General features: G+C 33.0%; 23 protein-coding genes. 15 read left to right on the plus strand and 8 right to left on the minus strand.

Annotated features, from left to right (window positions below; all coding sequences use genetic code 11):
• Positions 1-2: 2 nt before the first annotated feature.
• The 5 genes from DK441_RS02360 to DK441_RS02380 form a co-directional block, all read right to left on the minus strand.
• Positions 3-2,327, minus strand: coding sequence for a molybdopterin-dependent oxidoreductase (locus DK441_RS02360; RefSeq protein WP_109097302.1), 2,325 nt, complete (start codon positions 2,325-2,327; stop codon positions 3-5).
• Positions 2,328-2,331: 4 nt separating this feature from the next.
• Positions 2,332-2,571 carry a hypothetical protein gene (locus DK441_RS02365; RefSeq protein ID WP_025664352.1) on the minus strand — a complete coding sequence of 80 codons (240 nt, stop codon included), beginning with the start codon at positions 2,569-2,571 and terminating at the stop codon, positions 2,332-2,334.
• 7 nt (positions 2,572-2,578) lie between these two features.
• Positions 2,579-3,841 carry an alginate export family protein gene (locus DK441_RS02370; RefSeq protein ID WP_109097303.1) on the minus strand — a complete coding sequence of 421 codons (1,263 nt, stop codon included), beginning with the start codon at positions 3,839-3,841 and terminating at the stop codon, positions 2,579-2,581.
• Positions 3,842-4,382: 541 nt separating this feature from the next.
• The gene (pdxH, locus tag DK441_RS02375; RefSeq protein ID WP_109097304.1) at positions 4,383-4,991 is read right to left on the minus strand and encodes a pyridoxamine 5'-phosphate oxidase; all 609 of its coding nucleotides are present in this window, start codon (positions 4,989-4,991) and stop codon (positions 4,383-4,385) included.
• Positions 4,991-7,387 carry a heavy metal translocating P-type ATPase metal-binding domain-containing protein gene (locus DK441_RS02380; RefSeq protein WP_109097305.1) on the minus strand — a complete coding sequence of 799 codons (2,397 nt, stop codon included), beginning with the start codon at positions 7,385-7,387 and terminating at the stop codon, positions 4,991-4,993. The genes pdxH and DK441_RS02380 overlap by 1 nt, the downstream gene beginning before the upstream one ends.
• 140 nt (positions 7,388-7,527) lie before the next feature.
• On the opposite strand from DK441_RS02380, the gene DK441_RS02385 reads away from it, so the two are divergent.
• The 15 genes from DK441_RS02385 to DK441_RS02455 all read left to right on the plus strand — a co-directional run bounded on the left by DK441_RS02385 (position 7,528) and on the right by DK441_RS02455 (position 19,746).
• Positions 7,528-8,376 carry a universal stress protein gene (locus DK441_RS02385; protein WP_109097306.1) on the plus strand — a complete coding sequence of 283 codons (849 nt, stop codon included), beginning with the start codon at positions 7,528-7,530 and terminating at the stop codon, positions 8,374-8,376.
• 12 nt (positions 8,377-8,388) lie between these two features.
• Positions 8,389-9,240, plus strand: coding sequence for a universal stress protein (locus DK441_RS02390; protein WP_109097307.1), 852 nt, complete (start codon positions 8,389-8,391; stop codon positions 9,238-9,240).
• Between the two features lie 40 nt (positions 9,241-9,280).
• A complete protein-coding gene (locus DK441_RS02395; RefSeq protein ID WP_109097308.1) occupies positions 9,281-10,135 on the plus strand; it encodes a universal stress protein in 855 nt (284 codons plus the stop codon).
• A gap of 85 nt (positions 10,136-10,220) precedes the next feature.
• On the plus strand, positions 10,221-11,069 hold the full coding sequence (locus DK441_RS02400; RefSeq protein ID WP_108809153.1) for a universal stress protein: 849 nt from the start codon (positions 10,221-10,223) through the stop codon (positions 11,067-11,069).
• A gap of 67 nt (positions 11,070-11,136) precedes the next feature.
• Positions 11,137-11,988 carry a universal stress protein gene (locus DK441_RS02405; RefSeq protein WP_109097309.1) on the plus strand — a complete coding sequence of 284 codons (852 nt, stop codon included), beginning with the start codon at positions 11,137-11,139 and terminating at the stop codon, positions 11,986-11,988.
• Between the two features lie 74 nt (positions 11,989-12,062).
• A complete protein-coding gene (locus DK441_RS02410) occupies positions 12,063-12,485 on the plus strand; it encodes a hypothetical protein (protein WP_109097310.1) in 423 nt (140 codons plus the stop codon).
• Between the two features lie 35 nt (positions 12,486-12,520).
• Positions 12,521-13,357, plus strand: a complete 837-nt coding sequence (locus tag DK441_RS02415) for a restriction endonuclease (RefSeq protein ID WP_109097311.1) — start codon at positions 12,521-12,523, stop codon at positions 13,355-13,357.
• Positions 13,358-13,368: 11 nt separating this feature from the next.
• Positions 13,369-14,739 carry an MBL fold metallo-hydrolase RNA specificity domain-containing protein gene (locus DK441_RS02420; protein ID WP_109097312.1) on the plus strand — a complete coding sequence of 457 codons (1,371 nt, stop codon included), beginning with the start codon at positions 13,369-13,371 and terminating at the stop codon, positions 14,737-14,739.
• A gap of 64 nt (positions 14,740-14,803) precedes the next feature.
• Positions 14,804-15,760 (plus strand): hypothetical protein, encoded by a 957-nt coding sequence (locus tag DK441_RS02425; protein WP_109097313.1) that lies wholly within the window; start codon positions 14,804-14,806, stop codon positions 15,758-15,760.
• Positions 15,761-16,057: 297 nt separating this feature from the next.
• Positions 16,058-16,474 (plus strand): hypothetical protein, encoded by a 417-nt coding sequence (locus DK441_RS02430; protein ID WP_109097314.1) that lies wholly within the window; start codon positions 16,058-16,060, stop codon positions 16,472-16,474.
• A gap of 105 nt (positions 16,475-16,579) precedes the next feature.
• The gene (locus DK441_RS02435; RefSeq protein ID WP_109097315.1) at positions 16,580-17,023 is read left to right on the plus strand and encodes an Hsp20/alpha crystallin family protein; all 444 of its coding nucleotides are present in this window, start codon (positions 16,580-16,582) and stop codon (positions 17,021-17,023) included.
• A gap of 83 nt (positions 17,024-17,106) precedes the next feature.
• On the plus strand, positions 17,107-17,550 hold the full coding sequence (locus DK441_RS02440) for a hypothetical protein (protein ID WP_109097316.1): 444 nt from the start codon (positions 17,107-17,109) through the stop codon (positions 17,548-17,550).
• Between the two features lie 4 nt (positions 17,551-17,554).
• A complete protein-coding gene (locus DK441_RS02445) occupies positions 17,555-18,076 on the plus strand; it encodes a hypothetical protein (RefSeq protein ID WP_109097317.1) in 522 nt (173 codons plus the stop codon).
• A 19-nt stretch (positions 18,077-18,095) separates the two neighbouring features.
• Entirely contained in the window at positions 18,096-18,761 is a 666-nt protein-coding gene (locus DK441_RS02450) for a hypothetical protein (RefSeq protein WP_074407106.1), read from the plus strand.
• Entirely contained in the window at positions 18,742-19,746 is a 1,005-nt protein-coding gene (locus DK441_RS02455) for a 2-hydroxyacid dehydrogenase (RefSeq protein ID WP_109097318.1), read from the plus strand. Before DK441_RS02450 ends, DK441_RS02455 begins: the two co-directional genes overlap by 20 nt.
• Here the strand turns inward: DK441_RS02455 and DK441_RS02460 are convergent.
• The 3 genes from DK441_RS02460 to DK441_RS02470 form a co-directional block, all read right to left on the minus strand.
• On the minus strand, positions 19,735-20,148 hold the full coding sequence (locus DK441_RS02460; RefSeq protein ID WP_109097319.1) for a DUF6691 family protein: 414 nt from the start codon (positions 20,146-20,148) through the stop codon (positions 19,735-19,737). The genes DK441_RS02455 and DK441_RS02460 overlap by 12 nt on opposite strands.
• Positions 20,149-20,152: 4 nt before the next feature.
• On the minus strand, positions 20,153-20,710 hold the full coding sequence (locus tag DK441_RS02465) for a YeeE/YedE family protein (protein WP_109097320.1): 558 nt from the start codon (positions 20,708-20,710) through the stop codon (positions 20,153-20,155).
• A 75-nt stretch (positions 20,711-20,785) separates the two neighbouring features.
• Complete coding sequence (locus DK441_RS02470) at positions 20,786-22,198, minus strand: rhodanese-like domain-containing protein (protein WP_109097321.1); 1,413 nt, start codon at positions 22,196-22,198, stop codon at positions 20,786-20,788.
• Positions 22,199-22,509 lie beyond the last annotated feature (311 nt).

The raw sequence follows: 22,509 nt of genomic DNA on the forward strand, positions 1-22,509 counted from the left end.
GCCTATGCTTTTTCAACTTTAACGGCACATTTTTTATAGTCTGGTTCTTTAGAAATTGGGCAAAAAGCATCCAAAGTAACGTCATTAATTAACATGTTCTCATCGAAGAAAGGTACAAAGACCTGACCTTTGGTAGGCAACCCTCTTTTATTTATCGATGCAGGTAATATACACGAACCTCTACGTGATGTTACTTTTATATTTTCGCCATCTCTAATTCCTAATGCTTTTGCGTCTTCTGGATGAAACTCTACATAGGCACTTGGCATTGCTTTATGTAATACAGGGATTCTACGTGTCATAGAGCCTGTATGCCAATGCTCAACAACTCTTCCGGTATTTAACCAAAATGGATATTCATTATCGGGTTCTTCTGGAGCCGGTTCATAAGGACGTTGCCATATAATTGCTTTTCCGTCTGGTTTTCCATAAAAATGAAAATCTTCACCGTTAGAACAAGCCGGATCATATTTTGCATTAAAGCGCCATTGCGTAGATTTTCCGTTTACATATGGCCATATTACACCAGATTCTTTTTTCAGAACTTCTAAAGGCGCCATACCATGTTTTGCTCCTTCATGAAACTGCCGATATTCATTATAAATTTCCTCGACATGATTTTCTTCACTATACGGAAACAAATCGCCATATCCCAGTCGTTTTGCAATTTCAATGGTCATCCATGCATCAGGAGTGGTTTCTCCGGGACCATCTACCATTTTATCCCAATGTTGTGTTCTTCGTTCAGAGTTTCCATACAATCCACTTTTTTCTATATGCCATGATGCTGGTAAAATTACATCAGCTACATCAGAGGTTGGTGTAGGAAAAACATCAGAAACTACAACAAAACAGGAGTCTTTCTCCATACCCGGTCGATACCTGCTTGTTTTTGGCATTGAAACCAATGGATTAGTTACTTGTGTCCAAATAAATTTAATATCCCCTCGATCAATTGCTCTAAACATTTCTGTGGCATGATACGTTGGTTTAGAAGGGATGCGTTCATAAGGTACTTTCCATATTTTTGCTGCCAGACGTCTATGTTTTTCGTTCATCACGACTCCTTTAGGCAATTTATGAGTAAAAGTACCTACTTCTCTTGCAGTACCACAAGCAGATGGTTGTCCGGTTAATGAAAATGGGCCATTCCCTGGTTGTGAAATTTTTCCGGTAAGTAAATGGATGTTATAGACTAAGTTGTTCATCCACGTTCCTCTGGTGTGCTGGTTCATTCCCATGCACCAATAAGAAACTACCTTTTTATTTGGATCTCCGTATATAGAGGCTAAATACTTAATATCTTTTGCAGATACTTTTGAATACTTAGCTACTTTTTCTGGAGTATAGTCGTTTAAGAATTTTTTATAAGCTTCAAAATCTATTTTTTGTGGCTTATCTTTAAATTTGTAATTATCTTCCAGGCCATATCCCATATTGGTTAGTCCTTTGCTAAAATTACAATGTTTTTCTACAAAAGATTTATTTACCCATCCATTATTGATAATTTCATAACAAATTGCATTGGCGACGGCCAAGTCGGTTTGAGGCTCAAATAATATAGATCTATCAGATGCAGTACTAGAACGTGTTGTACGTGTTGCAAAATCAATAATCTTAGCACCTCTTCTATTTTTTTGTTCTAGCATTCTGGAGAACAATACCGGATGCATTTCTGCCATATTATTACCCCATGTAATAAAATAGTCGGCATAGTCGATATCTTCATAACAGCCCATAGGTTCATCAGCGCCAAAAGTGGTTAAAAAACCGGCTACTGCACTTGCCATACATAAACGGGCATTACAATCTAAGTTATTTGTGCCAATCGCACCTTTCATTAATTTTGAAGCAACATATCCTTCAGGAATTGTAGATTGACCAGAAGTGTACATGGCTACACTATCTTTGCCATGCTTTTGAATAGTCTCCTTCATTTTGTTGGCAACAATGTCTAAAGCTTCATTGATTGGAGTTTTAACGTATTGACCGTTTTTCTTTACCAATGCATGAGTTAGTCTATCTTTTGATTGAATACACATGATTTGATGGTATCCTTTTACACAAAGTAGCCCTTTATTTACACTGCTCTTAGGATCTCCTTTTACAGCTACAGCTTTTCCGTTTTCTGTTCCTACAAGCACTCCACATCCTACACCACAAAATCTACACGGAGCCTTTGTCCAATCGATATCACCGCTCGGTAACCCTTTTTCCTGTTCGTCTGCAAATAAGATTCCCGGAAACATAGTTGCTGCGGCAGTCATCGCAGACAACATAGCCATCTTTTTTATGAATTTTCTTCTATTTGTGAGAGAGGTATACATAATACTAATTGTTTTGTGGTGTATTAAATCCAGAAACCATAGCCAATAATTTTAGACTTTCTATAGTATCTAGTTTTTCTTTTAGAATTGCTTCTTCGGTTTCATTTTCAGTTTCTGTAATTAAGATGAGTACATCCTTATTATTGGCTGGCATGACTTCACATTGCTCTATTGAAGATAGTGCATTGATAAGCTCATTTTTTTCTCCTTTTTGCGGATGGGCTAAATAACTCTTAATTGGCATAGTTTTATTATTTGTTGGTTGTGAATAGAGTTGGTTTAATTGTCACCATGATCCATCCCCAATTATTGGTATTCCCATCAAAATTATTTTTCAGTATCTCCATTCCGTCTGAAGCAAAGAGATGAGAATATCCAGCTTTGATATTTACATTTTTTTGTAAATTATAGGAATATACCAGGTCTATTTCTGTCCCCAGTTGTTTAGACTCATTTGCAGGTAAATCTGCTGCAGCCATAAAATTGTGAGCAGCCACATTTAATGTAGATTTTTGATTAAATTTCACATTAGCTTTTAGATACAAGTCGATTAGTCCTACATTTCCGATATGGTTACCCACATAGAAATAATCCATTAATCCATTAAACTTGTGATTGGTACCATAAAAAGGAGTAAAAGCTTCGTTATCTCCATTTGCAGGTGCTCCATTATCATTACCACTTTGTAGTTCTCCACCAAGTACTATTTTCCATTGTTCTGATACTTTATAATCTGCCTCTAGTCCTAATAAATATGCGCTTAGGTCATTATCACCCAGATCATTTCCAAATTGATAATAAAGATTAGAGGTAAAACCAAGTTTTCCTGTTTTATATTTTAAATGAGTTCCTACAGTTTGACTATATCTGGTTTCGTTATTGTCAGAATTGGTAGCATCTGTATACTGTAATCCATTGTTAAGAAAAAGGAAACTTCCCGAAAAATTCTCCCAATCTTTGTGTAGCCAGGCGTATTGGATACTTTTATATGTATTGGGCGTTGTAAGTGTATGTCCTGTTAGGGATTCTTCTCCCCGGTTAAATGCAAAACCCAGATCGAATTTGAAGCTGTCTTTATTGTATCTTATAAGTGCAGCATCATGACTTCTGGCTTGCTGTGCCCAACCTACGTTTCCAAAAATACGTTGATCGTCATATGCAATTTCCTGGCGCCCTAGTTTTAATGAAATATTTGGATTAAAAAGAATTTCTCCCCAGGCCTGTTGAACACTAAAACCATTTTTGTCTGCTGTATTGAGTTGGGGTACATCTCCCCACACTCTTACATCTTGTAGACTTACGTAAAAATTTAATTTTTCCGTTTTATATCCAGCATTTAATCGTGTGCGTTGAGATACAAATGTTGCGGGGTCTGCATCATTTGGGAACAATGTTTTAAATCCATGTCTGTATTCGAATCGTGGTCGTACTTCGGCATCGATTTTTAATTGAGCATTAGTAGTTGTAATAAGTAATGTGAAAAAAATGAGGGTACTAAGTTTAACGAGTTTCATAGTAAGATTTGATTATAAATTAACTACGGTAAATATTGGTTCATTTATTATTGCATGCAATGATATCAATCAGGTTTAGTTTAAATTGATTAAATACAAGGCTCAAAATCAACCATCATTCTCATTTTTAATGATACTCTGAGTATGCTATTTATTTTTCTAAGATTAGAGAATAAACAAATAGTTAGATGTCTTTTTTCACCTCATAATATACGGATAAAACTATTCGCAAATAGGGTCTTAAAGCATGATAATTGTCATAAAGCCAATATATTAATTGAATCTAAATAAGAATAGAATTTTAAGAATGAACTCTTCTCTTTTTTGAAGACAGACCTAATGTGCAGTGAACTAAACTTATATGTAGAAAAATGTTAATTATGGATGGTCTTATGTAAATAATATCTTGTTAGGAAAAATCAGTTTCAGTAATGGATATTTACTAAAATAATTATCATGCAATCAAAATTTTTGGAAATTAGAGTGAAACACTCGGGAGTTTATATTTCTAATATAATTATGATGAATGAATTATTACAATCTATTCATGAGTGTATCCTGTATCCTTGAGCCAGTTATAATCTGGCAAAAGTTTGTATATTATGGTACGAGTGTACCCTTCTATCCGATCATGTTCTACAAATTCGAATCTATTAGGTTTAATTAGGTATCCTCCCCAATATTCTGGTCTTGGAATAATTTGATTCTTGAATTTGGTTTCGTAGTGTTCTAGTTGATCTTCGAGTACTTTGCGCGAAGAAACTACTTTGCTTTGATCAGAAGCCCAGGCTCCTAATTTACTGCCTTCGGGTCGCGATTCGAAATATCCTTCTGATAAGTTGCTGGCAACTTTTTCTGCTTCTCCCTCAATTAAAACTTTCTTTTTTGCGGCTGCCCAATTAAAAGTAATAGAAACTTTATTGTTTTGTGCTATGGCCTTTCCTTTCTCACTAGTATAATTTGTAAAAAAGATAAAACCCTCCCAGGTGAAACGTTTTAATAATACAATTCTACTTTTGGGAAAACCATCTACCCCGATGGTGGAGAGTAACATTGCATTGGCTTCATCCTCGGGATGAGCTTTATCTACCTCATAAAACCATTGCTGAAAATGTTGGATTGGGTTATGGTCATCAGAAGTATTCATCATTATTTTGATATTAATTTTCTTCCGGACCAGTTTGTAAGCACGGTAACATATGCAACAATAGAGATAGAACTTAATGGCATTAGTATTGCTGCTATCACAGGAGAGAGTTGACCGGTAACAGCAAAATATAGACCTATAATATTATATAAAAATGATAGGACGAAACTTGATTTAATAATCGCAATCGCTTTTTTTGATAGGTTAAGATAAACGGATATAGTATCAAATTTTGAAGCATCAAGAATGGCATCACACGCAGGAGAAAATACATTTACATTTTCTGAAACAGCTATGCCCACATCACTTTGGGCTAAAGCTCCGGCATCATTTAATCCATCACCAACCATGATGACGTTTTGGTTGTGTTGTTGTAATGATTTGATATAGTTTAGCTTATCGTCTGGTTTTTGATCAAAAAGTAAAGAAGTGTTTTTAGGGAGTAGTTTTTTTAAATACTCTTTTTCTCCTTCATTGTCTCCTGATAAAATAGCGAGTTTGTAATCTTTAGATAATTGATCAAATACTCTCTTAACTCCCTTTCTATATTGATTATGAAAAACGTAATGGCCTTTATATTGTTCATTAGTGCTAATATGAACTGTAGTGTTTGTGATTTCAGAATTAATGTCCTGTCCTACAAAATTTGCAGACCCTATTTTGATAGTGTCTTCTTCAAGTTTACCCTCAATTCCTTTTCCTATATGTTCATGATATTCGTCTAAGGTTAGAATATCGTGTTCTGCTAATATATTATAAAGCGTTCTGCTAAGAGGGTGATTTGATGCTCGTAAGGTGTTTTTAAGCAAGGATTCTTCTTCGGGTGTTAGTTTCATTCCTTCATAAGTCACTTCGCTTGTAATTGTAGTAGTTATGGTACCGGTTTTGTCAAAAATCATGGTATCTACTCTGGCTAATCGTTCTATGACATCTGCATTTTTGAGATAGAATTTGGTTTTTCCGAAGATGCGAAGGATATTACCCAAGGCAAACGGTCTTGCTAGTGCTAATGCACATGGACAGGCGATAATAAGTACAGCTGTGAATACCTGTGCTGCTTTTGAGGGATCAACAAATAACCAAAAAGAAGTAGCGAGTACAGCGATACATAAGATTGTAATGGTAAAATATTTACTTATTGCATCGGTAAGATTGGTAAATGAAGCTGTTTTATCTTTATTAAACACATCATTACTCCATAATTGGGTAAGATAGCTTTGTTCTACAGATTTTAAAACTTCGATTTCTATAGCTCCATAAAGCTGTCTGCCTCCTGCAAAAAGGGTATCACCCGATTGTTTAGTGACCGATTCGCTTTCGCCGGTTACAAAGCTATAGTCAATTTGTGCATCGCCTTCGATAAGAATAGCATCTACGGGGATTAATTCGCCATTTCTGATCAATAGTCGATCGCCTTTTTTAATATCATAAACTTGTATGTTTTCTTCTTTTCTTTCTTTTTTGTGTTGTGAAAAGGCAATTCTTGTTACCGCAATGGGGAAATAAGATTTATAATCTCTTTCGAAAGATAAAAAAGAATAGGTTTTTTGCTGGAAGAATTTTCCTAGCAACAGAAAAAATACCAGCCCGGTAAGGCTATCAAAAAAACCGGTGCCCCAATCAAAAATTATTTCTGTAGTACTTCTTAAAAAAAGGACCAGAATTCCTAAAGCAATCGGAATATCTATATTTAATATTTTGGACCGTAATCCCTTATAGGCAGAAATAAAGTAATCCTGAGCAGCATAAAATACAACGGGTAATGAAAAAGTAAACATTAACCAACGAAAAACGTGTTTGTATTGTTCTAACCAGTATTCTGATACTTCAAAATACTCTGGAAACGATAAAAACATTACATTTCCAAAAGCAAAACCCGCAATACCAAGTTTATAAATCAAACTTCGATTTATTTTTGTCTCTCCTGTAGAGTAGTCATCCAGACTAATATAGGGTTCATAGCCTATAGAATTAAGTAAAGTGACCAATGCTTTAAGGGAAATACGATCACTATTAAAAGTAATACGAACTGTTTTTTTAGGGAAATTAACCTGAGAGGCTGTAATCGCTGGTTGAAGCTTATGTAGATTTTCTAATATCCAAATGCAGGAACTACAATGCATGTGTGGAATATATAATGTGATGATTTGGGTATTACCATCATTAAATTCTATTAATTTTTCAACAATAGCAGGAGTGTCGAGATAATCGTATTTTCCTTGAATTTCTTCAGGAATGGCGCCAGGAGCAGACTGTAAGTCGTAATAACAGGATAAATCATGAGTCGAAAAAATTTCAAATACAGTTTTGCACCCATTACAGCAGAATGTTTTTTGATCAAATTTGATTACCGTCTTACTGCAATCATCTCCACAGTGAAAACAAGTATGCTCTGACATAGAATTTGTTTGCTACAAATATGAAAAAGTATGCATTTATATAATATGACAAATGTCATGATTATTCAACTGACAAAAATCATAGTTTTTGCATCTGCAATTATCTAGTTTTGAGGATAACATATCAAAAAAAGCAAACAATGAGAAAAATATTAATTCCTACAGATTTTTCAGAAAATGCCATGAATGCTTTACGATATGCTGTTGAACTTTTTAAATATGAGCGATGTGATTTCTTTATTCTACATGCTTATGCCGATGAGGTATACGATCATAACACCGTAGTTTCTCGCGAAATTTTTGATGAACTAAAAGAAAGAGTGTACAAAAGTTCTAATATGGCACTAGAGAAAGCGCTTTCAGAAATGAAGAATATTTCACCTAATCCTCGACATGAGTATAAATTACTATCTATGTTTGGGAGTCTAACCGATGAGGCTAATGACTTGGTAGATAAGGAAAATATAGATATTCTAATTATGGGTACAAGAGGAGAAACTAATGATCGAAAACTTACTTTTGGAAGCAATACCTTACAAGTCCTTAAATATGTAAAATGCCCTGTATTGGTAATCCCAAGTGATTGTAGTTACAATTCGCCAAAAAACATTCTATTTCCTACAAATTATCAATTACCATTTAAGCGAAGAGAACTAAAATTGTTTAGTACATTAACTGAAAGCTTCAGGTCTATTATTAATTTTTTATATATCTCGAACTTTGATAAGCTTTCTATCAGGCAAGAAGATAATAAGCATTTCTTAAAAGAATCATTACCTAATGCAGAAGTAATATTTCATCAAGAGACAGCAGAAGACCTTACCCATGCTATAAATCAGTTTATAGAACGTAATGAAATAGACTTTTTGGTAATGGTAAATTCAAGGCGTTCTTATTTAGAAAATCTTTTAGATCGATCTACAATTGATAAAATAGGACTGCATATTAAGATTCCTTTTTTAGTGATGCAAAACTTACAACGATATTAAAATTATATAGAGATGAAACGAATTTTATTACCTACCGATTTCTCTGATAATGCATTTAATGCGATTAGATATGCTTTAAATTTGTTTAGAGAGGAAGAGACTACTTTTTATTTACTCAATACATTTACGCCGGTGTCTTATCACACAGGGTATCTTATCGAGAATCCTGCGCCGTATGGCATGGAAGATATTGCAATGATAAATTCTAAACGTGATATCGAACGAACAGAAGAAAAAATCAAAGAAGAATTTAATAACCCGAAACACAGTTTTGTTAGATTATCGGTTTTTAATACTCTGATAGGAGAAATTAAGTCGGTTGTCGAAAAATACAATATTGATCTAATAGTAATGGGTACTAAAGGAGCTACTGGTGCCAAAGAAGTCTTTATTGGGACACATACTATGTATACGATAAAAAAAGTAAATTGCCCTGTTATTGCAGTTCCTTCTGGTTTTGAATTTGAAAAACCAAAAGATGTTTTGTTTCCAACAGATTATAATCTTAGTATTGATAATAAATATTTACCTTTAGTAAAAGAAATTTGTGATAAATATATTTGTAGACTTAATATCTTAAATGCTTATTATGGAGTTGCTTTAGGGCCTGAACAGCATAAGGTTAAGGAAGAATTGGACAAGTATTTTAAAAATAATGCTCATATTTTTCACATTGCCGAAGGAGTGGATGTACTAGAAGCTGTAGAAGATTTTCAGAAAAAGTACAAGATCGATTTATTGATCATGATTCACAATAAACATTCTTTCTTTGAAAATCTTTTATTCAAACCAGTAATTAACCAAGTAGCCTATCATACCAATATTCCTTTTTTGGTAATCCCTTCTAAAGAGAGGATAGCGTGATATTAACTCTAGACCTCGCCGGTCTGATAAATATAGACAAATGAAACAAATTCTAATCCCTACAGATTTTTCTGATAATGCTTGGAATACTATATTGTATGCTATAGAGTTATATAGAAATGTTCCTTGTGAGTTTTATTTGTTAAACACGTATGATCTAGAACCAATACAACTTATAAGTGTTGTGAGTTCTCAGCGTATTGGTCATCTTTATGAAGCGATTAAGATGGAATCTGAGCAAGGACTGAAAATGACTTTAGAAGATATACATAACTCTAAACCGGGGTTGCATCATACTTTTAAAACCATAAGCAAGAAAGGATCTTTGGTTCAAAACATGAATAAGCTTTTAGAAGACAGTTCTTTTGGTATGATCATTATTGGTACCAAAGGAACAACCGGGAGTAAAAATCTTTTTTTGGGAAGTACCACGCAGAAAGTAGTTAAGAATGTATCGCATTGCCCTATCCTTATCATTCCTGATGATTCATATTTTAAAGAAATTTCGGCAATAGCTTTTGCAACAGATTTTGAGCGAATGTATCATAAGGCAGAGATCGCTCCAATACTAGAATTTGCCAAAAGTCAGAATGCAACGGTTAGAATGATTCATATATATGATAAACCCGAGTTAGAACCTTCTCAACATTATAATTCTAGTTCATTAGAACATTATTTTAAACGTGTAAAATATGATTTTCATGTCATGCCTGATTTTTCAACTGTAGAACATGCTATTCAGGAATTTATTGAAGAACTAGAAATCGATATTCTGGTAATGATTAATTATGAACATAGTTTTGTCGAAAAAATAATAAAAGAACCGATCATCAAAAAAATGACATTCAATACTATAATCCCTTTTTTAGTGATCCCGGCTGATACTGCGATTTAAGAGTTTATATAGATATGAGATTTGTCATAGTATTCTTGCTATTATAAAACTAGTTTTATGATATAATTTGTAAAACTGAAAAGAGATGAAAAGGATACTTGTTCCCACAGATTTTTCTAATAATGCCTATGGCGCACTTTTTTATGCGACCCGATTATTTCAAGATCAGGAATGTCAATTCTATATTTTAAATACTTTTGATGTAGATACTCCGGTTTTAACGAGCAGGATTAATACTACAAAAGGAGATTTGTTATATCAGGAATTAAGTAATGAATCTCAAGAAAAGCTTACCGAAACACTTCATTCTATAGTTAGAGATACAGAAGATTTAAAGCATACGTTTGAGACCATTTCTGTTTCCAAAAAACTTACCGATACCATTAACAAAACCATAAAAAGTAAAAATATTGATCTTGTTGTTATGGGAACTAAGGGAGCCAGTGGTGCTAAAGAAGTTCTTATAGGAAGTAATACGGTTAAAGTTATCAATAATATTAAGGATTGCGCAATACTGGCAGTACCAGATGAATTTGATTTTAAAAAACCTACAGAGATTGCTTTTGCAACAGATTTTAAATGCCTCTATAGTATAGAGTCTTTAAAACCTCTTCTAGAGATTGTTTCTGTATTTTCTTCAAATATTAGGATAATGCATATTCATGAAAAAGAAAAATTAGATGAAATACAAGAACATAATCTTAAGAATCTTAAAGAAAATTTTAAAGACTATAATTATTGTATTCATTGGATTCCTCGATTTACTCAAAAAGCAAAACTTATTAATGAATTTATTGATGAGATGAATGTTGATATGCTGTGTATGTCAAAATATAAACATAGTCTTATAGAAAATATTACACACGAACCCGTTATAAAAAAAATAGGATTTCATACGACTATTCCTTTCTTAGTCATTCCTGAGTTAAGCTGATAATTATCATAGTTTTTACAAGGCTATACCTATACATTTATAAGACTAATCCTAAAGACCTAAAGTGATGAAAAAAAAGATTTTATTGCCCACGGATTTTTCAAAAAACGCGTGGAATGCTATACTATATGCTATAGAGCTATATAAAAACGAAACATGTGATTTTTACGTACTTAACGTGTTTAATGCAACAGGTTATGCATTAGAAAGTATGATGATTCCCGAGCCAGGAGAACGACTTTATGAAGAGGCCAAAGAAAAATCAGAAAAAGGCTTAAGTAAAATAGAAGAAAGGTTGAGTTTTAGAGATGATAATCCTAACCATAAATTTTTTATGATATCTCAATTCAATAATGTATTGAGTGCGATCAAAGATACCGTAGAGAAAAAGGATATCGAAATGATCGTTATGGGAACCAAAGGGACGACTAATGCTGGAGACCTGATTTATGGTAGTAATACAGTTTTGGTGATGGAAAAAGTAAGAAATTGCCCTGTTATGGCAATACCAGAAAATACCAATTATAAGGAGCCAAAAGAAATTGTATTTCCAACAGATTATAGAACTCAGATTAAACGCAGAGAGCTTCAATATCTAATTGAAATAGCACGAATCACAAATGCTGAAATAAGAATTCTTCATGTTACTAATGATGATGATCTAGATGAAGAACAAGAAAACAATAAGAAATTGCTCGTAGAATACCTAGATGGTATAAAATATACTTTTCATACACTGCATAATATAGATGTAAAAGGAGGGCTTAGCAGTTTTGTAGAAAGCCGGGAGAGTGATATGATTACTTTTATCAATAGAAAACACAGTTTTTTTGGAAGTATATTTTCAAGACCAATGGTAAAAAGTTTAGGACATCATTCGCAAGTACCTGTACTGGCCTTACATGATTTAGCAAATTAAGTAGATCTAATATAATCAGGCAGTTTACATCTCATAACTGTTGTTAATACTCTTTAACCATAAAAAATAAACAGATGAAATATATAGGAATTTGGATAGATAAAGAAAAGGCTCATATCATTTCTGTTAAAGAAGATAGCGAGGATATGACTACCATACTATCAGAAATTGAAAACTTTCGTATTCATGGTGGTTCTGGAACGCGACTTAAAGGCGGGCCACAGGATGTAGTTCAGGATAGTAAATATCTCGAACGAGAGAAACACCAATTTAAAGCCTATTTTAAGAAGATTGCCCTTCTTATAAAAGATGCAGATAGGATTGTGATTTATGGGCCCGCAGAGACAGGGGAAAAATTCAATAAAGAATTAACAACCAACTATAAAGATATTGGTGAAAAGGTAAAAGATGTGCTCAAGGCAGATAGTATGACCGATAATCAAACCAAAGCTTTGATAAGATCATATTTCAAAAAAGATCAACAGCGTATTCATTAAGGTATTTAGTTGTATTTAATATTTAAATAATTTTAATGCAAAACCAGAATTTTGATGTTATAAAATCTTCTGGAGAAAAAGTTAAATTTTCACTCCACAAACTTCGCAATTCCTTAAAGCGAAGCGGTGCAGATGATAAAGCAATAGAACATATTCTGGGAGTTGTTAGAGACGAATTATATCAAGGTATTTCTACCAGAGAAATTTATAATCGAGCTTTCGCATTACTTAAAAAGAAGAAATCTGTTTTTGCTTCAAAATACAAACTAAAAAAAGCAATTTATGAGTTGGGACCAACAGGTTTCCCTTTTGAGCGTTTTGTTGCATCTATATTGCAGTATTCTGGTTATCAGGTAGAAGTAGGGAAAATTATTCACGGTATGTGTGTGTCTCATGAAGTTGATGTAGTAGCCAGAAAAAATAGTGATTATTTGGTTATAGAATGTAAGTTTCATAGTGAAGAAGGGCGCAATTGTAATGTAAAAGTCCCTTTATATATCCATTCTCGATTTAAGGATATTGAAACACACCATAAAAATAATGGAGAAATGATACCTAATCATGGTTGGGTTGTGACCAACACGCGTTTTACAAAGGACGCAATTCAATATGGCGAGTGTGCGGGGTTGTATTTATTAAGTTGGGATTATCCTATAGAAAATAGCCTTAAAGATAGAATTGATCGTTTAGGGTTATATCCAATAACGGTTTCTACACTTTTAACAAATCGCGAAAAACAATTTTTATTAAGCCGGAATGTTGTTTTAGCAAAACAATTGATAGAACAGATTTTTTTTCTGGATCATTTAGGCATTTCTGAACAGCGAAAACAAAATATCATAAATGAAATCAAAATGCTATGTACAGCATAAAATAGAGTCTTATGCCATCAATTAAAATTCACTTTTTGGGAGCTGCAGGAACGGTTACCGGATCTAAGTTTTATCTCGAAACTCCTCAAAAAAATATACTAATTGATTGTGGGATGTTTCAAGGGGTTAAAGAATTACGAGAATTAAACTGGATAGACTTGCCTATCGATGCTTCTGCTATTGATAGTGTACTGCTTACTCATGGGCATTTGGATCATACAGGTTATTTGCCAAGATTAATTAAACAAGGGTTTACCGGAGATATTATAGCTACTGCACCTACATTGGCAATTACAGAAATTATTTTAAGAGATAGTGCAAAGATACACGAAGAAGAAGCAGAAAAAGCTAACAAAGAAGGATACTCTAAGCATGATCCCGCATTACCTTTTTATACCAAGAATGATGTAGAGAAAACAATTGGATATTTTAAAAGAGAAGAAAAAGATACATGGGTTTCGTTATCTCATGATATACAATTTAGATTCAGATATAACGGACATATTATAGGGTCTACTTTTATAGAGTTAAATCTTTACGGAAAGATATTGGTGTTTTCTGGAGACCTGGGAAGAACAGATGATGTATTGCTTTATGCTCCAGAAAAACCAGATTGGGCAGATTTTCTTTTTATAGAAAGCACCTATGGTAATAAGTTACATCCTCCCGAAGATGTCGAAGAAAGACTTATCACTTTGATTAATGATACACTGTATAACAGAGGGGTTTTAATCATCCCTTCATTTGCGGTAGAGAGGTTACAAGCTTTGATGTATATACTTTGGAAACTATATCAAAAAAATCGCATCCCTAACCTTCCTGTTTATGTAGATAGCCCAATGGGAAACAATGTGCTTTCTGTTTTTGAAAGCTTTCCCGACTGGCATAAATTACCTATGAACGAATATCATGCTATTTGCAATCATACTAATATTGTAATGTCTTATAAAGAAACATGGGAAGTGGTCGATAACCCCCGTCCCAAAATTGTTATTGCAGGTAGCGGAATGGTAACAGGAGGTAGAGTGCTTACCTATTTGCAACAGCTTATAGACAATGTAAATACCTCTGTGGTACTTGTGGGTTTTCAGGCAGAAGGAACTCGCGGAAGACAATTACAAGAAGGGGCTCATGAGGTCAAACTATTTGGTAAATATTATCCGGTAAAAGCAAAGATTTACGGTATAGAAAGTCTGTCTGCCCACGCAGATCAACAAGAATTATTAGATTGGATGAGTGAGATTAAGAATGTTCCCGAAAAAGTATTTTTGATTCATGGCGAAGCAACTCCAGCAGATGTATTGCGCGTAAAAATACAAGATACATATCAATGGAAAGTTCAGATTCCTAAACTACATGATACCATAGAAATTATGGTTTGAATTTTTATGATAAGTAGAACTAGTACAAGGAATAAAAAAGCTTAGTTATTCTTAAACTACTAATATGAAAGAAATAATAACATACGGCTCTTATGCTCCTAGTAGTCATAATGCCCAAATGTGGACTGTTGAGATACCAAAAAATAATAAGATTAAAGTGTACCCTAATTATGATAGAGTATTACCATTTGTTGATCCAAATAATAGGGAAACATGGATTTCAATAGGATCATTTATAGAAAACTGTGTGTTATCTGCACAAGATTTAGGGTATAGTTCAACTGTAACGACCAATGATGATGAAATAACTCTTAATCTTCAACAAGATTATAATTTGGTAAAAACAAATCGAAATATTGAATTGATAAAGAAACGTTTAACAATTAGAAAACCATATTTAGAAAAAAAAATAGACGATACAATAATAACAAAGCTGATCAACCCATCAGATAGTATCTTGTATTTTCCAATAGAAAATGAAGAAACCAAAAAAATCATTGATTATTCTTTAGATGCGTATAGTTTTCAAATGAAAGATACTGGTAAGCTTAGAGAATTGGCAAAATGGATGACTTTTTCTTATAAAGAAGAAAAACAGAGAAAAGATGGAATAACACCTGAAGCAATAGAAATAAAAGGAATTAAACGTCTTTTATTCAATCTTTTTTTTACAAAAAAATCAGTCACAGGAAAAACATTCATAAAAAGTTCTATTAAGAGTGCAAAAGAACAGCTAAATTCTTGTTCAGGATATATTTTGATCACATCTGATTCTTATAGTAAAGCCGAATTGATAAAAACAGGAAGATTATTAGAACGAGTTTGGTTAGAATGTATAGATAGCCAAATTGCGGTTCACCCTATGAGTCAAGTATTAGAAGAAAAAGAATATTATGATTTATTAAAGACATCATTAAAGATAGACAAAGAAATACAAATGCTTTTACGAATAGGTAAAGTAAAAGAATACCCAGAAAGGATACGAAAAAGATTAGATATTAAAGATATAATTAAAGGGTAAAAACTAATAATCACAGAACCTTCAAACTACTATTTAGTAGTGCTTAAGTACATGACAAAAGATATCAAATGACTTATAAGTGTAAGGTCGAGTGTAGTCGAGGTCTTGTTATTAAGGTGTTCTTGATGTGTATGACCTTTATACTTTGTCTGTTTCGGGCGAAGTCGAAAGACTCGAAGAGATATTATTACACCTTGTAAACTAATTCCATGTTAAAAGTCACAAAACCTGATAATTATCACTTTTTAATTTATAGAGGTTAAGTACCTTTTTAGTAAGTTTTAAAACCTAGAAAAAATGATGGCAGCAACAGATAATACCTCTGATAAAGAATTAAAAGAGATCCATTTTGATATCTTAAAATGGAAATCAAGTCTTCGATTTATCGAAGGTGAAATACAGTTTATCAATCAATTATTAAATTCTTATATTTTTGAACCCACTACCCCAAACCTTTTTGAACGATTACAAGAGTTTAAACAGCAAATCGTAGATATAGAGAAAGAAATACAAGAGATAAGTCGAGGTATCAGAACACATGAAAGTGAATTAGGAGGTATGCTAGAATGCGATACTATTTCTTGTGACAATTTTTACTATAAAAATCATATTCTGGTCAGGCGTACTTTTGATGACTTCTATAAAAATTTCAGCAGATTGAAATCTGAAGTTTTTCTGTATGCAGGCGGAGTTTTAAAAAAGAACAAGAAGTAACGTTAAATACAGGTTAAAATACTAATAAACTGATAATTGTCATTTTAAAATGCCCGTTGTCAGCTTAATTTTAGCATAATAATAACTCTAATAAACCTTAACGTTATGTCATTAATTAAATTTAATAAAAACAGATTTCCCTGGATCAATGACCGTGTTTCTACATGGTTAGATACAGATGATTTTTTTGCGGACGATTTTTTTGTAAAAGACAGAAACCTTCCTGCAATGAATGTCAAAGAAAACAAGGATAATTTTGAAATTGAACTCGCAGTTCCTGGTTTTTCAAAGAAAGATATTGAAGTGACTATGGAAGATGATGTGTTACACATTTGTGCTCAAAAAAGTAAAGAAGAAGTAGAAGAGGATAAAGGGTACACACGTAGAGAATTTAGTTATAACGAGTTCGATAGAAAATTACAGTTACCTACAAGCGTAAACCAGAATGAAAAGGTTAAAGCTATCTACAAAAACGGAGTGCTTACTCTTAGTCTTCTAAAAAAGGAAGAAGCAAAAGAACAACCTAAAAAGGTAATTGAAATAGATTAATCTATACAAGAAAGGCAGAGAATAGATTTAGGGACATTATTCTCTGTCTTTTTATCTAAAATGATCACCTTAAAATAGAAATCATGAAAGCAAAGCAACCAAATATAAAATATGTAGAATGGCGAAGCCCAGAAGAATTACATGAAATTTCTCTAAACTGGGTATCAGAACTTAAATTTGTCAAAGATGAACAGCACTTTTTAGATGAACTTATAGAAAATCATACAATACAACTAATTTCAAAAAAGATTTTTGAGAAAAGTAAGAACATATTACAAGAACTATCTCTTAGCAGGAAAGGTCTCGATCCACTACTAAAAAAAATAATTAATCACCATAATGAACTTACCATATTGTTAGACGGAGTTGATCAACCTGTAGAGGAAAAACAATACAAAGAAGATCATTGGGAGTTAACAATGGCAGTAAGTAAATACCTAAACAATTATAAAGAAACAAAAAGAAGGGTTTTTGATTTGATAAAAACTATAATGAAAGAAGGCAAACAAAAACGTCTATTGAGTTAAGTAGATGAAACGTATACTGAAAATCATAATATTTTCTGTTTTGATACTCTTTGCCGGGTTTTGGGTGTGGTATGAGTATACCTATTCTATGGATACCGTAATCCCTTTTGAAGTTAATGATGCTAATCTCGAAACTAAAGTTTTAATAGCTTCACAAGGAAGTAGATTTAAAGATTCTTTGGTTCAGGGTATCATTAGGCATTATCAAAATGATGCAGTTTATTTTAAAGTGATAGATGCATATACGATGTTTACCGTTGATATTGATAAGTGGGATGCTTTGGTTATTATTAATTCATGGGAATATGGAAGCCCACCTAGAAACGTAAAAAAGTTTATTAAAAATCACCCGAGTCAATTAGATAAACTCATTATCCTATCAACTGTAGGAAGTAGTAATATAGCCTTAGAAGATGTTGATGTGATATCTGGTGAATCTATTATCGAAAAAACACCAAAATATACCAGTATAGTAGTAGAACGATTAGATAAAATTATAAAGCCGAAGACTTTACATAAATTTTAATAACCTATACCAAGAAAATATGAACAAATTATATATATATCTTTTAATTATTAGTGGATTACTGTACAGTTGTTCATCTAGCGAATTAGTCGAAAACTGGAAAAACCCTGATATTGATACATTTGAAGCTCAAAAAGTTCTGGTTATTGGAATTACTCCAGATGAAAGTGCCCGAAAAGTATTCGAAAAGAAATTAGCAACAGAACTAAAGAAAAGTGGTGTTAATGCCGTAAAAAGTTTAGATTATTTTGAGAGTTCTTTTACCACTTCTCCAAAAACCGAAAAAGAAATGATGGCTCTTGAGTCTCAGCTTATAGAAAATGGGTTCGATGCAATTTTACTTTCTAAAGTATTAGGAGTCGAAGATAAAGTAACTGTTGTAAAAGCATATAGAAATCTGGATAAAACATTTGACAGTTTTAGAGATGACTATTATGAAAATCAGGATATATATTATGATGAAGATTATTATGAAGAATATCAAATTTTTCATGCAGAATCTTCGCTTTATTGCATTTGCCCAGATAAAGAAAGAGAATTAATTTGGAAAGGATCAATAGATATTACAGAGCCAGAAAATATTAAAAAAGCAGTAACCGACTATGTTAAAGTACTGGTTTGGGCACTAAAGGGGCAACAATTATTAATTATTGAAGAACTTACTAATGAAGATATTGATATATAGTGCCAAGGACTTTGAAATTCCTTTTCTGGAAAAGGCAAATAATGAAAAGCATCAAATTAAATATGTGCCAGAACGACTTACTCCAAAAACTGCTGGGCTGGCATTAGGTTTTGATGCTATATCTATTTTCTCTGCAGATGATGGGTCTTCTATGGTTTTAGAAAGATTAAAAGATTTTGGAGTTAAATATATAGCACTTCGTTCTACAGGATACGACAATGTAAATATTAGTACAGCCAAAAAGTTAGGGATCAAAGTAGCTAATGCAGCCGGATATTCCCCACAAACCATAGCAGAACATGCAATAGCATTATTGTTAGCGCTTAGCCGTAAACTCATATCTTCTAATCACCAAGTAAGTACATATAATTTTTCGTTGAGTCATCTTGTAGGCTTTGATATCAATAAAAAAACTGTTGGTATTATTGGAACCGGTAGAATAGGAAAAACAATTGCCAGAATCATGCACGGGTTTAATTGTGAGATCATAGGCCATGATATATATGAAGATAAAAAATTAGAAGAAAAATATCGAGTATCATATACGACTCTTGACAATTTATGTAAGCAATCCGATATTATCTTTTTATGTACGCCACTCAATACTCAGACGCATCACCTTATAGATATTGATCGAATTCAGCAGATGAAAAAAGAAGCGATACTTATCAATATTGCAAGGGGTGGATTAGTGCATACACAGGATTTATTACAAGCGTTAGTATCAAAAAGTATAGCTGGATATGGTACAGATGTGTATGAACATGAAAATGGAATCTTTTTTTATGATCATTCTGAAAATAAACCTAAGGATAAAACATTACAACAACTTCTTGATTTACCTAATGTAATTCTTACGCCTCATCAGGCGTTTGCTACCAAAGAAGCACTTACTACTATTGCAGAAACAACTATTTATAATATTAATTGCTGGCAACAAAATGAGCCTGGTAAAAACGAATTAACTCTAGAGTTAGTGGGGTAGTTTGTTTTTAACTATTCCGTATAGTAAAGTACCCAGTATAGAAGAGATAAGTACGATTAGAATTGGTAAATACCCAGCTCCCAAAAGAGCAAACATCGGCCCAGGGCATGCCCCTGCAAGAGCCCATCCTAATCCAAATAGGATGCCTCCAAATATATATCTTTTGAAACTTCTGTCTTTAGGAGCAAAAGTTATAGGATCACCATAAAACGACTTTATTTTAAATCTTTTTATAGCTTGAGTAATGATAATACCTAATCCTACCGCAGAACCAATGATTCCGTACATATGAAAGGATCCAAACTGAAACATTTCATAGATTCTAAACCACGATGCAGCTTCTGATTTGAATAAAACAATTCCGAAGAAAATACCAATACCTAAATATATAATTGAACGCATATGTTTAAAAAATTAAAGGAAAAATAAAATGTATCATGGTTAGTCCACCAATAAAAAATCCAATCACAGCAATAAGAGAAGGGATTTGCAGGTTGCTTAATCCAGAGATAGCATGTCCCGAAGTACACCCGCCAGCATATCTAGCTCCGAAACCTACAAATAGTCCACCGATTATGAGTAAAAAGAGTATTTTAGGATCTGTTAAAGCTTCATTAGAAAATAACATATCGGGCATGTATTCCATTCCGGTACTATTAAACCCCTTGGATTGAAGGTCTGAAACTACTTTTGGATCAATAGACACAGAATTGTCTACCGATAAAAAAGTATTGGCAATGAATCCTCCTATAATTATACCAAGTACCACAACCAGGTTCCATCGTTGAGCCTTCCAGTCGAATCTAAAAAAATCTGATGTTTTTCCTGCTCCACAGATAGCGCATATCGTTCTTAGATTAGATGACATGCCAAATCTTTTTCCAACCATTAGTAATAAAAATAATACTAACGCGATTAGTGGTCCCGATACATACCACGGCCAGGGATTGTAAATCCAATTCATTTATATTAATTTTTTGGCAAAGTAATTAAATTGAAAACGAGTTGTCTGTAACCTTGGTTACAAAACTGTTATATTTTACTTTATGGTAGAGGGGCACACATAATCTGTAGTTTTAATGCCTACTTCTTTTATGTCCTTAAAACCTCCGGCTATATCTATAAGGTTATGAATACCACGACTTTTTAGTATAGACGCTGCAATTACAGAGCGATATCCTCCCGCACAATGTACATAGAAAGTTTTATCGGTAGGAAATTCAGCTAAATAATCATTAATAAAGTCTAATGGTGTATTATGTGCATCATCAATATGTTCTGCAATAAATTCACTTTCTTTACGTACATCAAAAACAGGAGTGCTCTCCTCTTCTAAAGCATTTTTAAATTCTAATGCAGAGATTGAAGTTAAGGTATCATAGTCTTTACTTGCTTTTTTCCAGGCTTCGAAACCACCTTCGAGATATCCCAGGGTATTATCAAACCCTACTCGTGATAACCGAGTAATTGTTTCTTCTACTCTTCCTTCTGGTGTTACTAATAAAATAGGTTGTTGTACATCTGCGATTAAGGCTCCAACCCAGGGTGCAAATCCACCATCGATACCTATAAATATTGATCGGGGGATATGTCCTTTTACATATTCATTCTGATGTCTTACATCTAGAACTATAGCGCCGGTTTCATTAGCGAAAGCTTCAAAATTGTTTGGAGAAAACGGTCTTGTTCCTTTTTGAATTACCTCATCTATATCGGTATAACCTTCTTTATTCATTTTCACATTAAGCGGAAAATATAAAGGAGGAGGTAGTAATCCATCTGTGACTTCTTTTACGAACTCTTCTTTAGTCATATCTGCTCTAAGAGCATAATTCATTTTCTTTTGGTTCCCCAAAGTATCTACTGTCTCTTTCATCATGTTTTTACCACATGCAGAACCAGCACCATGTGCAGGATATACAATAACATCATCTGCCAGAGGCATAATTTTGGTACGTAAGCTGTCATAAAGCGTTGCTGCCAACTCTTCCTGAGTCATATGTGCTGCTTTTTGAGCAAGATCCGGGCGACCAACATCACCAAGAAATAAGGTGTCTCCACTAAAAATTGCATGATCTTTGCCTGTAGCATCTTTAAGAAGATAAGTCGTACTCTCCATAGTATGTCCTGGAGTATGTAGTGCAATTATGGTAATCTCTCCTAGTCGAAATTCTTGCCCATCTTTGGCAATTGTTGCTTCAAAAGAAGGGTTAGCACTAGGCCCGAATATAATATCGGCACCAGTTTCTTTGGCTAGTGTTACATGACCACTTACAAAATCTGCATGAAAATGAGTTTCAAAAATATACTTGATTTTTGCATTATCTTCATCTGCTTTTTCTATATAAGGTTTTATTTCTCGTAGAGGATCTATAATTGCTACTTCACCGTTACTTTCTATATAATAAGCTCCCTGAGCGAGACATCCTGTATATATTTGTTCTATCTTCATGTATTCTATTTTTTAAGCTTTTCTTGATTTTAGGAAGAGAAGCTATGCATTTATTATTTATTTTTCAAAAATAAGGCAATTATTATTTCAATACAGTAACAATTGTTACAAAGTAATTAAATGAAGTTATCTAAACTTTTTCTGAAAAAAGAAAGGATTGTTGATATTTGCGTTGCGAAACGCAAAAAAATATTATAGAAAAACTAATATTTGGATAGGTAGTTATAAATTTAACGTAGAACTCATTTAGGGTTTATTTTACCTGTTAATTTCATATTTTGTGCTCTAATTTTGTCTTTTTATCATAGCTC

The organism is Aquimarina sp. AU58 (assembly GCF_900312745.1).
Classification (GTDB): domain Bacteria; phylum Bacteroidota; class Bacteroidia; order Flavobacteriales; family Flavobacteriaceae; genus Aquimarina; species Aquimarina spinulae.

Excerpts from the sequence above, each read along its gene's own strand:
- DK441_RS02465 (WP_109097320.1), bottom strand. The coding sequence starts at position 20,710 with ATGAATTGGATTTACAATCCCTGGCCGTGGTATGTATCGGGACCACTA.
- DK441_RS02435 (WP_109097315.1), top strand. The coding sequence starts at position 16,580 with ATGTCATTAATTAAATTTAATAAAAACAGATTTCCCTGGATCAATGAC.
- DK441_RS02440 (WP_109097316.1), top strand. The coding sequence starts at position 17,107 with ATGAAAGCAAAGCAACCAAATATAAAATATGTAGAATGGCGAAGCCCA.
- DK441_RS02425 (WP_109097313.1), top strand. The coding sequence starts at position 14,804 with ATGAAAGAAATAATAACATACGGCTCTTATGCTCCTAGTAGTCATAAT.
- DK441_RS02455 (WP_109097318.1), top strand. The coding sequence starts at position 18,742 with ATGAAGATATTGATATATAGTGCCAAGGACTTTGAAATTCCTTTTCTG.
- DK441_RS02430 (WP_109097314.1), top strand. The coding sequence starts at position 16,058 with ATGATGGCAGCAACAGATAATACCTCTGATAAAGAATTAAAAGAGATC.
- DK441_RS02445 (WP_109097317.1), top strand. The coding sequence starts at position 17,555 with ATGAAACGTATACTGAAAATCATAATATTTTCTGTTTTGATACTCTTT.
- DK441_RS02420 (WP_109097312.1), top strand. The coding sequence starts at position 13,369 with ATGCCATCAATTAAAATTCACTTTTTGGGAGCTGCAGGAACGGTTACC.
- DK441_RS02385 (WP_109097306.1), top strand. The coding sequence starts at position 7,528 with ATGAGAAAAATATTAATTCCTACAGATTTTTCAGAAAATGCCATGAAT.
- pdxH (WP_109097304.1), bottom strand. The coding sequence starts at position 4,991 with ATGATGAATACTTCTGATGACCATAACCCAATCCAACATTTTCAGCAA.
- DK441_RS02395 (WP_109097308.1), top strand. The coding sequence starts at position 9,281 with ATGAAACAAATTCTAATCCCTACAGATTTTTCTGATAATGCTTGGAAT.
- DK441_RS02450 (WP_074407106.1), top strand. The coding sequence starts at position 18,096 with ATGAACAAATTATATATATATCTTTTAATTATTAGTGGATTACTGTAC.
- DK441_RS02380 (WP_109097305.1), bottom strand. The coding sequence starts at position 7,387 with ATGTCAGAGCATACTTGTTTTCACTGTGGAGATGATTGCAGTAAGACG.
- DK441_RS02470 (WP_109097321.1), bottom strand. The coding sequence starts at position 22,198 with ATGAAGATAGAACAAATATATACAGGATGTCTCGCTCAGGGAGCTTAT.
- DK441_RS02405 (WP_109097309.1), top strand. The coding sequence starts at position 11,137 with ATGAAAAAAAAGATTTTATTGCCCACGGATTTTTCAAAAAACGCGTGG.
- DK441_RS02460 (WP_109097319.1), bottom strand. The coding sequence starts at position 20,148 with ATGCGTTCAATTATATATTTAGGTATTGGTATTTTCTTCGGAATTGTT.
- DK441_RS02365 (WP_025664352.1), bottom strand. The coding sequence starts at position 2,571 with ATGCCAATTAAGAGTTATTTAGCCCATCCGCAAAAAGGAGAAAAAAAT.
- DK441_RS02360 (WP_109097302.1), bottom strand. The coding sequence starts at position 2,327 with ATGTATACCTCTCTCACAAATAGAAGAAAATTCATAAAAAAGATGGCT.
- DK441_RS02410 (WP_109097310.1), top strand. The coding sequence starts at position 12,063 with ATGAAATATATAGGAATTTGGATAGATAAAGAAAAGGCTCATATCATT.
- DK441_RS02390 (WP_109097307.1), top strand. The coding sequence starts at position 8,389 with ATGAAACGAATTTTATTACCTACCGATTTCTCTGATAATGCATTTAAT.
- DK441_RS02400 (WP_108809153.1), top strand. The coding sequence starts at position 10,221 with ATGAAAAGGATACTTGTTCCCACAGATTTTTCTAATAATGCCTATGGC.
- DK441_RS02415 (WP_109097311.1), top strand. The coding sequence starts at position 12,521 with ATGCAAAACCAGAATTTTGATGTTATAAAATCTTCTGGAGAAAAAGTT.
- DK441_RS02370 (WP_109097303.1), bottom strand. The coding sequence starts at position 3,841 with ATGAAACTCGTTAAACTTAGTACCCTCATTTTTTTCACATTACTTATT.